This window comes from Rhodococcus sp. C1 (assembly GCF_020809065.1).
Lineage (GTDB): Bacteria > Actinomycetota > Actinomycetes > Mycobacteriales > Mycobacteriaceae > Rhodococcus_F > Rhodococcus_F qingshengii.
On record NZ_CP078080.1, the window covers coordinates 1,482,800 to 1,495,867 of the forward strand.

Genomic DNA, 13,068 nt, shown 5'->3' on the forward strand with positions numbered 1-13,068 from the left:
ATGAGTGCTGCAGTATGTCCGCCGACGGGGCCGTGGCGGGGTTGAATCTCTTGTCCCCCGATCGGGGGAGGCGTAAGTGCTCGCATTGCTGGTACGGGCGTGAGAAAGTGAGCAATGCGCGAAGGCACGAAGCCGCTGGCCGGCAAGGTTTCCGTGGTGGTCGGCGACGACCACCCACTGTTCCGTGAGGGCGTGGTTCGGGCTCTGACCGGCAGTGACGGCATCGACGTCCTGGGCGAGGCCGACGACGGCGCAGCAGCGCTCGCAATGATCCGCGAACTACGCCCGCAGGTCGCGCTGCTCGACTTCCGGATGCCGCACCTGGATGGAACTCAGGTCGCCGCCGCAGTCGTTCGAGACGAGCTTCCGACGCGTGTGCTTCTGCTCAGCGCTCACGACGAATCGTCTGTCGTGTACCAGGCCCTGCAAGCCGGTGCTGCCGGATTCCTGCCGAAGGAATCCACTCGCGCCGAGATCGTGAGCGCCGTGCTCGACTGTGCTGCGGGACGAGATGTGTTGCCGCCCAGTATCGCCGCCGGATTGGTAGGAGAGGTTCGGCGTCGTAGTGAACCGTCCGGTCCGACGCTCAGCGCCCGCGAACGTGAGGTTCTCGGATTGATCGCGCAGGGCGCCAGCATCCCGGCCATTGCCTCACAACTCTTTCTTGCGCCCTCCACCGTCAAAACCCACGTGCAGCGCCTCTACGAGAAACTCGGAGTCAACGATCGAGGCGCCGCCGTCGCCGCTGCAATGCGGCAGGGATTGTTGGAGTGAGCAAGCGTCACCGAAGCACGTACGTGACGTTCATGGCCGGGTAACCCGAGGTCATCGTCACCGTGACGTCGTGGCTGTCGGGGGCGTACGTACCGCCGGCATCCGCCCTGGTCTTCGAGTTGGTGGCACTGAAGACAAACACTCCACCGTCGTCGGAGCGGTACGTGAGCACGATGGGGAAGTCGTTCTGGTTCTTGCTCGTGGCCACAACGTTCACGTTCATGTTGGGGAGGATGTAGTCCGCCGGCGGGACGACCCAGTCGCCGTTCGGATTGGACGCGTGGACCAGATACAGGGCCCCGCGACCCGAATTGCTGATCATCGCCGTCGTGACGGATGTGTCGGTCATCGACTTCACCGTGTTCGCACCGGCGGAGCGGGCAACCAGAGCTGCCATGCTGAGGCCGGAGAAGGAAAGTGCTTCAGGTCGAATTGTGTTGGTGCTCATCATGTTCTCCTCGATTTGTCGGTCTCGGTGACCGTGTGTTTCTGTGATGAGACAACTATGGCCCCGAAATCCCTTCGGGTCTGTCCACCTACGGGTCCGAGTGCTGGACGACATCGCTGTCCCCCGATCGGTGGACACAGCGCTCTCCGCCCACCCAGTGTCATGGGGTGGAGGCTCCGCCCACCCAGCGGGAGAACCTGTTCCTCTACCATTCAACCCACTCGTAGCGTGGCCACCATGACCGATCCTGACTTCTCCACCGCACCACTCGACGTCGTAGTCATCGGCGCCGGCGTCGCCGGCATGTACGCCATGCACCGACTTCGCGAGCAGGGGCTGCGTGTCCACGGCTTCGAGGCGGGCTCCGGAGTGGGCGGCACGTGGTACTTCAACCGCTACCCGGGCGCACGCTGCGATGTCGAGAGTTTCGACTACTCCTACTCGTTCTCCGAAGAGCTGCAACAGGATTGGGACTGGAGCGAGAAGTACGCCGCGCAGCCGGAGATCCTGTCCTACCTCGATCACGTCGCCGATCGCTTCGACCTACGCAGTGGGTTCACTTTCGATACCCGTGTCCTGAGCGCACAGTTCGACGAGGACTCGTCGACGTGGCGAGTGCACACCGACGGTGGTCATGACGTCACCTCGCGGTTCGTGGTGTGCGCCACGGGCAGCCTCTCGACCGCGAACGTTCCGAACATTGCAGGTCGCGAGACTTTCGGCGGTGAGGTCTTCCACACCGGCTTCTGGCCGCACGAGGGCGTCGATTTCACCGGCAAGCGAGTGGGAGTGATCGGCACCGGATCGTCGGGCATCCAGTCCGTTCCGTTGATCGCCGAGCAGGCCGATCACCTCTTCGTGTTCCAGCGGTCCGCGAATTACAGTGTGCCGGCGGGAAACACGCCTCTCGATGACAAACGACGCGCAGAGATCAAGGCCGACTACGCCGAGCGTCGAGCGCTGTCCAAGCGCAGTGGCGGTGGATCTCCGTTCGTTTCGGATCCTCGCAGCGCGCTCGAGGTGTCCGAGGCCGAGAGGAACGCGGCCTACGAGGAGCGGTGGAAGCTCGGCGGTGTTCTGTTCGCCAAAACCTTCGCAGACCAGACCAGCAACATCGACGCCAACGCGACGGCGGCCGCATTTGCCGAGGCCAAGATCAGATCGGTGGTCGAAGATCAGGCCATCGCCGACCTGCTGATCCCGAACGACCACCCCATCGGGACCAAGCGGATCGTGACGGACACCGACTACTACCAGAGCTACAACCGTGACAACGTGAGCCTGGTCGATCTCAAGAGCGCACCGATCGAGGCAATCGACGAGGCCGGGATCAAGACGACCGACTCGCACTACGAACTCGACGCATTGGTGTTCGCCACCGGTTTCGATGCGATGACCGGGGCACTCGATCGCATCGAGATCCGTGGCCGCAACGGCGAGACCTTGCGAGAGAACTGGCATGCGGGTCCGAGAACCTATCTTGGTTTGGGAGTTCACGGCTTCCCGAACCTGTTCATCGTCACCGGGCCGGGCAGCCCGAGTGTGCTGTCCAACATGATTCTCGCTGCCGAACAGCACGTCGACTGGATCGCCGACGCGATCAACCACCTCGATTCGGCGGGCATCGACACCATCGAGCCGAGTGCCGAAGCCGTGGACAACTGGCTCGAGGAGTGCTCACGCCGGGCGTCGGCAACATTGTTCCCATCCGCGAACTCCTGGTACATGGGAGCCAACATCCCGGGAAAGCCGAGGATATTCATGCCCTTCATCGGAGGCTTCGGTGTCTATTCCGACATCTGTGCAGACGTGGCAGCAGCGGGATACCGAGGCTTCGAGCTGAACAGCGCGGTGCACGCATGAGCCGGCTGGAGGGCAAGCGGGTGCTCGTGACGGGTGCTGCCGGCGGAATGGGACGCTCACACTGTGAGCGGCTCGCCGAGGAAGGCGCGTCCGTGATCGCGTTGGATGTCGAACAGGCGCAATCGGGGTTGGCGGAAACCGCTCAGGCAGTGCGTGATCGAGGCGGTGTCGCGGTCACCGGTGTGGCGGATATTCGGGACTTCGACGGTCTGGCCGCCGTCGTGGCCGAGTGCGTTACCGAACTCGGCGGGTTGGACGTCGTGGTCGCGAATGCAGGTGTGTACGACACGCCGGGACCGTCGTGGACCATCGATCCTGCAGTGTGGAACCGCTCGCTGGACGTCAATCTGACCGGGGCGTGGCACACCGTCAAGGCCTGCGTTCCGCACTTCGGCGACGGTGGATCCGTCGTTCTGGTCAGCTCGACAGCGGGAATCAAAGGTATTGCCGGAGCAAGTCATTACAGCGCAGCCAAGCACTCCGTGGTGGGCCTGGCCAGAACGCTGGCCAACGAGTTGGGGGCGCAGAGTATCCGCGTCAACTCCGTGCATCCGGGTTCGGTACGTACCCCGATGATCATCAACGAGCGAGTGTTCGCGAACCTGTGCCCGGACATCGAGAATCCCACCGAAGCAGACGCTGCTGCAGTGCTCAGCGCTCGCAACTTGCTGCCCGTTCCCTGGGTCGATCCGGTGGACGTCAGTAATGCGGTCCTGTTTCTCGCATCCGCGGAGTCCCGCTACATGACCGGCTGTCAGTTGATTGTCGACGCCGGCCTGACCCAGAAAGTGTGAATTGATGACTTCTCGATTGGAAGGCAAGATCGCGCTGATCACGGGTGCGGCACGAGGAATCGGGCGGGCTCAGGCCGTGCGTTTTGCCGAAGAGGGCGCGGACATCATCGCGGTCGACGTGTGCACTTCGGTGGAAACCACAGTCACGCCGCCCGCGACGGAGGCCGATCTCGATGAGACAGTGGCGCAGATCCGGGCGCTGGGGCGAAAGGTCGAATCTGCGGTAGTGGACGTTCGGGATCTCGAGGCACTACGCAGTGCCGTGGACTCGGCCGTCGGAACGCTCGGTGGTCTCGACATCGTCTGCGCTACAGCTGGTATCACGTCCTCCGACGGGGCCCTGACCATGTCGGAAACGATGTGGCAGACCATGCTGGACGTCAATCTGACCGGCGTGTGGCACACCACGACCGTCGCGGCTCCGCACTTGATCGCGCGGGGCGGGGGATCGATGACACTCACAAGCTCCATCGCCGGACTTCGGGGGCTGGTCGGAGTCGCGCACTACACCGCAGCCAAGCATGGAGTCGTTGGTCTGATGCGTTCGCTGGCAAAGGAACTGGCTGCGCACAACGTACGCGTCAATACGGTCCATCCCACCAACGTCGACACCCTCATGATTCAAAACCCGTTGGTGCGCGGCAAGTTCCGCCCCGATCTCGAGAACCCGACGCGCGAAGAATTTGCTGCCGCAGCGATGACGATGAACATGCTCGCCATTCCGTGGATCGAACCGGTGGACGTAGCGAACGCTGCTCTGTTCCTGTCTTCCGACGAGGCTCGCTACATCACGTCGGTCGCCCTGCCGGTGGATGCAGGAAGTTCGTCCCGCTGAGGTTTCGAACAGCTGAAATCTTGAACAGCTGAAATCTTGAACAGCTGAGGTTTTGACACGCTGAGTTCCGCCACGGTGTGTAGCGTCGGTTTCACCTAACCGAAAGGCGTACACCGTGGCGGAACGGCGCTATCTGGAAGTCACCGTCGGGACCAACATCGTGATGGTCCTCGACCACCGCACGGTGGAGGTCTTCGACCGCACCGCCGCGAGCACGAGCGAAGTGGCTCGTTGGCATGTCGAACACATTGCGGTGAAGGCGAAACCGTCGAAGTCGGGACTGAAACTCACCATCGGGAACAGGCTCGCCGACGACTCGATCGCGGTAGCGGGTCCACGGGCATCGCTGACTGTTCCGCCGGAGAACGAGGCAGCCGTCATCGCGTTCTTCGACGAGGTCAAGGCTGCTCGGGTGTGAATCGGCAGAAGACCTTCGGCGCGGATGATTCGGGTTCTCTAGTCGAGCACGTCGTGCGCTGCCACGAAGATCGGGCCGGACGCACTTTTGTCGGGATCTCGGGAATCGAGGCTTCCGGAAAATCGACGATCGCGGACGAGTTGGCTGCCGGTATCTCGAAGTCGGGCCATGACTTCATCATGATCCATGGGGACGAGTTCTCGACTGCGAAAGCGGTACGGAACAAAGATCCTGACACGGTGCGTGGGTATCTCGAGGATGCGTACGACTATTCGAACCTGAGTAGCCGTGTGATGGTGCCGCTACGGTTGGCCGAAGTTACCGAAATTTCCTACGTCTCGACTGATCCGGAGACAGACGAATCGGTGGTGTCGAAGCCACGAGTCCCGGATCGCGCCATTGTGATCGTCGAGGGAGTGCTGCTTTTTCGCGGACTGATGCGAGATCAGTTCGACCTACGAATCTGGGTTGAAGCAAGCTTCGACGAGTCCTTGCGGCGTGCGAAGGGACGTCCGCGCGATGTGAGCTATTACGGGACGGCCGAGGCGATAGCGTCCCGGTACGAATCCCGGTTTCATCCGGCGCAGAGGATTCATCTGCGTGACGATCGACCACAACTGACCAGCCACGTAATCGTGCGTGGCTAGTCAGTCGAAAGGCCGGCGATATCAAGCTTTACGCGCGGCGGCATGGGCCCCGGCGACACGGCCGAATGCGAAGGCGTCGGCAATGTGGAATCCGCCGTCCTTCGCCGCGCTGTAGGTGGAACTGACCGCGCCCGCGGCGTAGAGGCCAGGAATCGGATTGCGGGCAGTATCGAGTACGCGGGAATGACCGTCGCGGCGCGGCCCACCGCTACTCCATCCGAGCAGTGGCGACCCGGAGACGGCGTAGAACGGAGCGGTAGCCACCGGGGCCAAAGTTTCGGGATTGCGGCCGAACGAATGGTCGATGCCGTCCGCGCACGCCTCGTTGTAGCGTCGCACGCTCGTTTCCACGACTGTTGGGTCCAGTCCGAGTTTCTCGGCGAGTTCGGCGAGCGTGTCCGCCTTTAGGATCCATCCCTTGTCGATCTCGGCTTGATTGTCCGAGCTCCACTCGTACCCTTCGTCGAGAACCCTGTGGCCGACGGGCAGTGCGTCGCGGCCGGGGCTCAGCTGTCCGGCCAACCTCATCGTCTCGTCGAAGACGACGTTCATCGGTTGCACCGGAAAGTGTTGGTAAGAACCCTCTCTGAACACATGACCATGCCGCATTTCGGCTGACTCGTCGGTGAAGCGTCTACCTTCCCGGCTGAGGAACACATAGTTGTGCGCGTTCCACAGTGCGAGGAAGAATCCAGTCGGATTTTCGAGGTCGCCGGGAATTCCCGTAATGGTCATCATGTTGTTCATGTGCCACAGATCGGCGCCCACGGCCTGTGCCATGCGGTGACCGTCGCCGGTTGCCGATGGTGAGCCCCAGATCTTCGGATTCTCCAGACGCAAGTAGTCGCGCACCATCGTCGGATTTGCTTCGAATCCTCCGGTGGCAAGGATGACGCCCCGGCGTGCCTGGATCTGCGAAGTCTTTTCACCCGAACGGATCTCGACTCCGGTCACCGCTCCGGATTCATCCGTCAGCAGTCCGGTGGCTTCGGTGTCGAATAGTGTTGTGACGCCGCGTTCAGCGAGAGCGGAGACGAGGAACCGGTAGAGAAGTTCATTGCCCATCTTCCCTTCGACGGTGTCCATCCCTGCGTAACAAGAACTTCCGTCAAGTTCGGCGAACTCTGCCGCGGAATGGAAATCGCCGGTCATCGCTACAGTTGCACCCAGACTGCGGATCCAGTCGGACAGTCCGTGAGTGTTCTCGGCCCAGGCATCGATGACGTCCTCGGCAACGGGGAACTCCCCGTTCAACGAACGCAGGAAGGTTCGGGCGGCAGCGGGGTCCTGGTTGACGAACCATCCACTGCCGGACAGTCGAGTGTTGCCGCCCGCGGAATCAGGTCCGCTCTTTTCCAGAATCACGACCGATGCGCCGTCGGCGTGCGCTTGGAGCGCTGCGGCCGATCCGGCAGCGCCCGATCCGATGACGAGTACGTCGACAATGTTATCCATGTCACAGAAGGTATTGCGGAATGGTGGTGCGGCGAACCCACCTTCCCGATGAGCGAGAAAGCCAGTGGTCGGCGCCGCAGAGACGTCGCCCCGCAGGCACGTCGGGGGCCAGGCGAGGTAGCGGTTCAGTGCGTCGGGGGTGGCGCCAAAAGTGCGATATCGCGCTGTGACGTTTTCGAGACCCTAGCGTTATAGATGTGGTTGTGTCGGCGAAACCTGCCGGTGGCAGAGTTCGTCTGGAACGCAGTGACCGACACGGTTGGTTATCCGACGCACAGTGATTCATCGCTGATTCGGGCGGTGGGGCACGCCGAGTCCAGACAAGAGGCTTTCATGACTACGATCAACGAACGTTCTTCAGCTGCAAATGTTCTCGATCTCTTTGACAGCGCCGGCCGAGAAGGGCATCGGTACAGTATCGACGTGGAAAGCTACACCCCTTCGTATGCGGTACTGAGACTTGCCGGAGAATTGGACATGGGTCAGCGGGTGGAATTGGTGCACGCGCTCGACCGACTTCTCCTGGTCGGAACCGATATTCACGTCGATCTCTCCGGCGTGACCTTCATGTCGTCCGGAGTGGCGAATGCCGTTGTCGATGCTGCGGGGCGTGGCAACAACCGCATTCGCTTGTTTGCCCCGACGCGAGCGGTCTCCATGATCTTTCAGGCTCTCGGCGCCTCCGAACTCATTGCGGGCGTTGCCACGTCGACCGCCGATGCTCTCGGTGCTTGAGCCGGAAACAACTCCCACGAACGATGTGAAGTGAGCAGTGCTCGATACGCGTTGACTTGGTATCTGGTCTGATCTGCGTGTCGATGTGCACTTTGCGGCGCGGGATCAGGTTGTCGTCACCGGGTTGCGCCGAGATTTGCGGTAGTCTCGTTCGGTGTCGAGCAGCCGGCGCTGCCATCGACGCGTCCGGCCGCATGAACGCTTGGTGGTCCCGACTCGTAGTGAAGAGCCACACCATGGCGTATGACACCAGCAACGGTTCGACATCGTCGAATTCTCCGATCACCCAGTTCTCCGATGTGATTGGTCTGGAAGTAAGCATGCAGTTCGCACCGATACGCCGCCTCGACGACCACGCACTTGCAGGCGCCGAGTTGCAATTGCGTGGGCCTGACAATTCCTCTCTGTGTTCGGCGCATGCCCTCCGTCGCGCCTCGCAATTGATGCAGCAACGCTCGGAATTCGACAGTCACAAACTGGCCATGTCCCGTACTGCACTCGCATGCACCGTCGCGGATCGCCTGCCGTTGCTGGTGGCAGTCGACTCGGCTTCCCGAGCAGCTCTGAACGCTCCTGGTATCGAAGGAGTGACGAGAAATCTGCAACGGATCGTCATCACGGTTGACAGCGCATCGGTGCTTACCGATCCCCACAACTCTCTGGCAGTGATCAGAGAAGCCCGCGCGGGCGGGCGTCTGATTGCACTCGACGGCGTCGGCATCGACAGGCACTCGGCGACACTTCTGTCTTTGGTCGAACCCGACATCATTATCACTTCCGCTGAATTACTCTCCAAGGCGGCATATTTCGAAGTCGGAACGACGGTGCACGCGCTCGGCGCCTACGTCGAGCGATCGAACGCGATTATCCTTGCCGAGGGTGTCGACTCGGAATCGTCCCGTCTTGCCGCAATCACCATCGGAGCCACATACGGAACGGGTGAGTTGTATCCCGCAGTCGACGATCCGAGTTCACTGTTGTCCGAACCGGTCGTCGCGATGCCCGACAGTCCGGTGTGGAGTGATCCCATCCCCGACGTGGGCACTCCCTACTCGATCGTGTCTGCTCACAGCCGGATCCGGCGCGGTACCAAGCGTCTGTTGATCCAACTGAGTAAGTCTCTCGAAGCGCAAGCCGCCACATCGGGTTCCTCGATGCTTGTTCTGGGCACCTTTCAACAAGCCGAGCATTTCACCGCATCCACAACAGCACGGTGGCGTCACCTCGCCGATACCGTAGGGTTTGCCGGTGTCTACGGTGTCGGACTGTCCGTGATGCTCGACGGTAAAGTTCAACACGCACCGCTCGACCCGGGTGATGATCTCGTCAACGAGTGGACGGTCGTCACTCTGGGACCACACCATGCGGCGATGCTGTCGGCGCGAGATCTTCATGACAACGGTCCAGATCTCGAGCGGACCTTCGACTTCGTGCAAACCTACGATCGCACCACCGTCACCCAGGCAGCGCACTCTATTCTTCGTCGTTACCCCAAGACGAATTCGTGAACCCCGTACCGATGTTCTCGACGTTCGCCGCGAGCGCTGCCCGACCGGCGATCGTGGCTAAGGAGTGGCCGGGCGCCGCGCAGCACGTCTCTTTGCTGCAGAGTTGAGTAGATACCTTTCGGCGACCGTGTAGTCCGTGACGGTTGCGCCATCCGGCGCTGTGGTGTGGGTGAGCAGTTCGAGATAGCGGCGACGGAAGACATGGGCGTCGGATTCTGCGAGTAGGAACTCCGCCGCTGCGACGACCTCTGGTTTCGGAGCAGCGCGTGCATGCCGGTTTCGGGCAGGCCGAGTGCTCATGTTTTCCTCTGGATTTCGAAAGCGTCTGTGCCGGTAGTCATGTGCGAGTTGATCCTGACGTCTGTTCGGTCGCTACCGGTCATGAGAAGTCGTGAGTGGTTTCAGATCGATCGGCTGTCCGTCGGAGGGGAACGGCAAGGACATGTAGTTGAGAGGGGCGGTGTAGCCGGGCGCGACCTGCCAATCGAAGCGTGTGAGCAGGTGGTGCATGATCGCTTTGATTTCGACGCCGGCGAAGTGCATGCCGAGGCATTTGTGCACGCCTCCACCGAACGGTTCCCAGGCATACCGGTGCACCTTGTCTTCACGTCGGTGGTCCGCGAAACGTTCGGGATCGAAATGTTCGGGGTCGGGCCAGTACTGCGGCATGTGGTGAGTGAAATGTGGCACCACTGACACGTAGGTCCCAGCGGGTACGAAGTGGTCCTGTATCTGGGTGTCACACACCGCTCGGCGAGCCATGACCGGCACGGGAGCGACGAGTCGGAGGCATTCTTTCATCACCAGGTCCAAGCCGGCGAGTTGGTCGAGTTCGGCATAGCTCGGCGTCGACGTACTCAGTGCGAGTGATTCCGCCCGACATCTGTTCTGCCACTGCGGATTCTGGCCGAGATATTGCATCATTGTCGAGATGGTGATGGTGGAGGTGTCATGTGCGGCCATCAGCAGGAAGATCATGTGATCGATCACCTCGCCGTCGCTGAAGCGCTGTCCGGTGTCTGATTCGATGTGACAGAGAACGGAAAACAGGTCGTCGGTTTCGCGTGAACGGCGCGCAGGTAGGTAGCGGCGGAAGAAGTTTTCGAGGGTTCGGCGCCCGTCGAGGCCGCGCTTCCATCTGGTGCCGGGAACTCGATAACGGATCACCGAGGTTGCAGCTTGCACGCAATCGACGAAAGCTTTTTTCACAGAGTCGATTTCGCTTTCAGTGGTCCCTTCCGCGCCGCCCATGAAGATGTCGGTCGCCAGGTTGAGTGTGAGAGCTTTGAGGGCGGTGTAGGCGCGGAACCCATCGGACGGAGTCCAGGCGTCGAGCGCGGAGGCGATCGCGGGATTCAGCACGTCCACGGTCTTTTCGAGACGCGATCTCGTGAAGGCTTGTTGCATGATGCGTCGTTGTCGTAGGTGCTCTTCGGAGTCGAGAAGCATCAGACCCCCGTGAAAGAAGGGGCCGATGAGCACTGACCAACCGTCGCTGTTGACAAAAGCGCGGTCTTTGTTCTGGAGAACTTCTTGGCATGCGTCGGGTCCGAGGGCTGCGACCCACCGTCTACCGGCCATCGAGAACCACGAGACCTCGCCGTAACGATCCCAGCGTTTTTGCATCAGAGCGAGAGGGTCGCGGATGTATTCGAAAGTTTGCCCTATTCCGGGTAGTCCCGAATTGCCTGAGATGGGACGCAACTGCGACCGGATGGGTGGAGCGGCCAGGATTTTCGACATCACGTACCTGCCTTCCGTTTGCATCTGACAGTGGCGCCTGTCAGATGGGGGTAGTCTGCGTCACAGTCGCGTCGTCTGTCAAGATCGACTCATGGCTTCTCCCACGCCCCGTCGATATGCCGGTCTGAGTGGTGAGCAGCGGGCCGCGCTTCGGCGTGAAAGCTTGCTCGCAGCAGGACTGGACGTGTTTGCGGCCGCGGGCAGGCAGGGTGCCACCATGACCGCCATCTGTGCGCATGCCAAGCTGACAGAGCGATATTTCTACGAGAGTTTCACCAGCAGGGACGAACTCCTCCAGCAGGTTTTCGACGGAATCGTCGACGAGGTGCGCGTGGCCGGAATGGCTGCACTCCGAACGACCGAGGGGACACGGGAGGAGCGCGTGCGGAGCGCCATTGCTTCGTTCGTCAACATCCTGACGGACGATCCTCGAAAAGGGCGTGTCGCGATGGTCGAGTCGGTGGCTTACGAGCCGCTGCGCACTCACCGGCGGGGAGCGCTGCGTGGGTTCGCGCAGATGGTGGCCGACGAGGCTGCGCTCTTGTACGGCGATCGAGCTTGGCCTCCCCATCAGGGTGAGATCAACGGATTACTGTTCGTGGGCGGCCTGGCCGAATTGGTGACGGCCTGGCTCAACGGCGAAATCGACATCACGCCCGCTGAGATCGTGGATGCCGCAACCTTCCAATTCACATCCACAGCGCACCGATGAAACGCGGGGCCGGCGATGCGGACTGCCAACTCCAGTGGGCGGCATGTGTCGTGATTCGAGGCAGTTTCGGGTCTGAATTGTCGATGACACTGTCCGCGCGGGTCCAGGGCTCTGCAGCCGCGAAGTACAGACGTTGGCCGCCGACATAACGGTTCATCGACGGGTGTTCCGGATCCGCGTTCGTTCCGTCGCGAAGGTTCATTCGCTCGGCGGTGATCTCGAAGGGCACGTCGAGAAAGATCGAATAGTCCCATCGGGAAGCAAATTCGTCCCGATGCAGAAAGAGTCCCTCGACGAGGACTACGGCTCCGTCGGCTGCATGCAAGTACGCGTCGCTGTCCCGTCGTGGTCGGTACTCGCGGTTACCTCCCGGTCTCAGAGGGGCGAGAACATGACGCTCGAGGGCGTCGTAGTCGTAGCTGTCGAGCCAGAAGCCTTCCGGTGACAGCCGACCTCTGCGATGGCGAATCTCCGGCGGATTGAGGAAGTCGTCGACGTGAATCACAATGGCGGGGCGTTCATTCAGCTGTGCTGCAAGACTTTTCGTGAATGTCGTCTTGCCGCTCCCGTCGACGCCGTCGATCGCGACGACGGGAGAGCCGCGCAGCGCGTTTATTTCGGCGGCCAAGGTCTCGAAGACCGTCTTGGTGCTCATCGAGCAGTTCTTCCCGCGCTCGTAGCGACGCGAAGAGGCCCGGTGTCGTACAGGATTCGGTGGCCGTCTTCGAGGACGCGTCGAGTGCCCGCGTCGAGCGGAAGGTCGGCCCAGCTCTCGCTCGCGAAATTCAGTTCGACGAGAAGACCGGACCGTAGGCGGAAGCGTCGTTCTCGGACTGGCCCCCAGTTGGCGGCTCTGATGAATCGCGCGTCGGGGCGGAGCCGGTCGAACCAGTCTTCATTTGCGAGTGCGTTCGCGTCGTCGGCCAGGATCATCAGATCAAGATCACTCGCCATACGCTCCGCGCCGCGCGCGTAGGATCCGACCAGCGCTACAGCTTTGACGTCATCGTGCTCAGCGGCCCATCGTTCGACGTCGACGAGCAGCGCGTTCACCGCACGTCTTCGCCCCTTCAATCGTGCTGACATACCGGCATCATTCCCCATCTCCACCATTGTCCGTAGCTTCGCCGGGACCT

15 protein-coding genes are annotated in these 13,068 nt (G+C 61.4%); 9 read left to right on the forward strand and 6 right to left on the reverse strand.

What is annotated here, in order from left to right:
• Positions 1–114 precede the first annotated feature (114 nt).
• Entirely contained in the window at positions 115–774 is a 660-nt protein-coding gene (locus KTR60_RS06790) for a response regulator (protein WP_058038556.1), read from the forward strand.
• 7 nt (positions 775–781) lie between these two features.
• On the opposite strand, the gene KTR60_RS06795 is transcribed toward KTR60_RS06790, so the two are convergent.
• A complete protein-coding gene (locus KTR60_RS06795; protein WP_039972735.1) occupies positions 782–1,222 on the reverse strand; it encodes a hypothetical protein in 441 nt (146 codons plus the stop codon).
• Positions 1,223–1,459: 237 nt separating this feature from the next.
• Here KTR60_RS06795 and KTR60_RS06800 point away from each other — a divergent pair, with 237 nt between their 5' ends.
• The 5 genes from KTR60_RS06800 (at position 1,460) to KTR60_RS06820 (ending at position 5,779) form a co-directional block, all read left to right on the forward strand.
• Positions 1,460–3,085 carry a flavin-containing monooxygenase gene (locus KTR60_RS06800; RefSeq protein ID WP_007726712.1) on the forward strand — a complete coding sequence of 542 codons (1,626 nt, stop codon included), beginning with the start codon at positions 1,460–1,462 and terminating at the stop codon, positions 3,083–3,085.
• Positions 3,082–3,879: a mycofactocin-coupled SDR family oxidoreductase gene (locus tag KTR60_RS06805; RefSeq protein ID WP_228401986.1), complete on the forward strand. Its 798-nt coding sequence runs from the start codon at positions 3,082–3,084 to the stop codon at positions 3,877–3,879. Before KTR60_RS06800 ends, KTR60_RS06805 begins: the two co-directional genes overlap by 4 nt.
• A gap of 4 nt (positions 3,880–3,883) precedes the next feature.
• Entirely contained in the window at positions 3,884–4,714 is an 831-nt protein-coding gene (locus KTR60_RS06810; protein ID WP_228401987.1) for a mycofactocin-coupled SDR family oxidoreductase, read from the forward strand.
• A 115-nt stretch (positions 4,715–4,829) separates the two neighbouring features.
• Positions 4,830–5,132, forward strand: coding sequence for a hypothetical protein (locus KTR60_RS06815; protein WP_007726715.1), 303 nt, complete (start codon positions 4,830–4,832; stop codon positions 5,130–5,132).
• Positions 5,129–5,779: a hypothetical protein gene (locus KTR60_RS06820; protein ID WP_003944437.1), complete on the forward strand. Its 651-nt coding sequence runs from the start codon at positions 5,129–5,131 to the stop codon at positions 5,777–5,779. The genes KTR60_RS06815 and KTR60_RS06820 overlap by 4 nt, the downstream gene beginning before the upstream one ends.
• A 21-nt stretch (positions 5,780–5,800) precedes the next feature.
• Here KTR60_RS06820 and KTR60_RS06825 read toward each other — a convergent pair whose 3' ends face one another.
• Positions 5,801–7,234, reverse strand: a complete 1,434-nt coding sequence (locus tag KTR60_RS06825; RefSeq protein WP_054187130.1) for an FAD-dependent oxidoreductase — start codon at positions 7,232–7,234, stop codon at positions 5,801–5,803.
• Positions 7,235–7,657: 423 nt separating this feature from the next.
• Here KTR60_RS06825 and KTR60_RS06830 point away from each other — a divergent pair, with 423 nt between their 5' ends.
• Positions 7,658–7,969 carry an STAS domain-containing protein gene (locus tag KTR60_RS06830; protein ID WP_228401988.1) on the forward strand — a complete coding sequence of 104 codons (312 nt, stop codon included), beginning with the start codon at positions 7,658–7,660 and terminating at the stop codon, positions 7,967–7,969.
• A gap of 236 nt (positions 7,970–8,205) precedes the next feature.
• Complete coding sequence (locus KTR60_RS06835; RefSeq protein ID WP_007726720.1) at positions 8,206–9,477, forward strand: DICT sensory domain-containing protein; 1,272 nt, start codon at positions 8,206–8,208, stop codon at positions 9,475–9,477.
• A 57-nt stretch (positions 9,478–9,534) separates the two neighbouring features.
• On the opposite strand, the gene KTR60_RS06840 is transcribed toward KTR60_RS06835, so the two are convergent.
• Complete coding sequence (locus KTR60_RS06840) at positions 9,535–9,777, reverse strand: hypothetical protein (RefSeq protein ID WP_042452212.1); 243 nt, start codon at positions 9,775–9,777, stop codon at positions 9,535–9,537.
• A 72-nt stretch (positions 9,778–9,849) separates the two neighbouring features.
• Positions 9,850–11,220, reverse strand: coding sequence for a cytochrome P450 (locus KTR60_RS06845; RefSeq protein ID WP_080726744.1), 1,371 nt, complete (start codon positions 11,218–11,220; stop codon positions 9,850–9,852).
• Positions 11,221–11,311: 91 nt separating this feature from the next.
• On the opposite strand from KTR60_RS06845, the gene KTR60_RS06850 reads away from it, so the two are divergent.
• Positions 11,312–11,932: a TetR/AcrR family transcriptional regulator gene (locus KTR60_RS06850; RefSeq protein WP_042452208.1), complete on the forward strand. Its 621-nt coding sequence runs from the start codon at positions 11,312–11,314 to the stop codon at positions 11,930–11,932.
• Here the strand turns inward: KTR60_RS06850 and KTR60_RS06855 are convergent.
• Together KTR60_RS06855 and KTR60_RS06860 are read right to left on the reverse strand one after the other, a co-directional pair.
• Positions 11,910–12,587 (reverse strand): AAA family ATPase, encoded by a 678-nt coding sequence (locus KTR60_RS06855; RefSeq protein WP_042452206.1) that lies wholly within the window; start codon positions 12,585–12,587, stop codon positions 11,910–11,912. The two genes, KTR60_RS06850 and KTR60_RS06855, sit on opposite strands and share 23 nt — an antisense overlap.
• Positions 12,584–13,018, reverse strand: coding sequence for a nucleotidyltransferase domain-containing protein (locus KTR60_RS06860; protein WP_037131485.1), 435 nt, complete (start codon positions 13,016–13,018; stop codon positions 12,584–12,586). Before KTR60_RS06860 ends, KTR60_RS06855 begins: the two co-directional genes overlap by 4 nt.
• Positions 13,019–13,068: the final 50 nt, after the last annotated feature.

Coding starts and splice junctions, on each gene's coding strand:
- KTR60_RS06790 (WP_058038556.1), top strand. CDS start 115: ATGCGCGAAGGCACGAAGCCGCTGGCCGGCAAGGTTTCCGTGGTGGTC.
- KTR60_RS06795 (WP_039972735.1), bottom strand. CDS start 1,222: ATGAGCACCAACACAATTCGACCTGAAGCACTTTCCTTCTCCGGCCTC.
- KTR60_RS06800 (WP_007726712.1), top strand. CDS start 1,460: ATGACCGATCCTGACTTCTCCACCGCACCACTCGACGTCGTAGTCATC.
- KTR60_RS06805 (WP_228401986.1), top strand. CDS start 3,082: ATGAGCCGGCTGGAGGGCAAGCGGGTGCTCGTGACGGGTGCTGCCGGC.
- KTR60_RS06810 (WP_228401987.1), top strand. CDS start 3,884: ATGACTTCTCGATTGGAAGGCAAGATCGCGCTGATCACGGGTGCGGCA.
- KTR60_RS06825 (WP_054187130.1), bottom strand. CDS start 7,234: ATGGATAACATTGTCGACGTACTCGTCATCGGATCGGGCGCTGCCGGA.
- KTR60_RS06835 (WP_007726720.1), top strand. CDS start 8,206: ATGGCGTATGACACCAGCAACGGTTCGACATCGTCGAATTCTCCGATC.
- KTR60_RS06840 (WP_042452212.1), bottom strand. CDS start 9,777: ATGAGCACTCGGCCTGCCCGAAACCGGCATGCACGCGCTGCTCCGAAA.
- KTR60_RS06845 (WP_080726744.1), bottom strand. CDS start 11,220: ATGTCGAAAATCCTGGCCGCTCCACCCATCCGGTCGCAGTTGCGTCCC.
- KTR60_RS06850 (WP_042452208.1), top strand. CDS start 11,312: ATGGCTTCTCCCACGCCCCGTCGATATGCCGGTCTGAGTGGTGAGCAG.
- KTR60_RS06855 (WP_042452206.1), bottom strand. CDS start 12,587: ATGAGCACCAAGACGGTCTTCGAGACCTTGGCCGCCGAAATAAACGCG.
- KTR60_RS06860 (WP_037131485.1), bottom strand. CDS start 13,018: ATGTCAGCACGATTGAAGGGGCGAAGACGTGCGGTGAACGCGCTGCTC.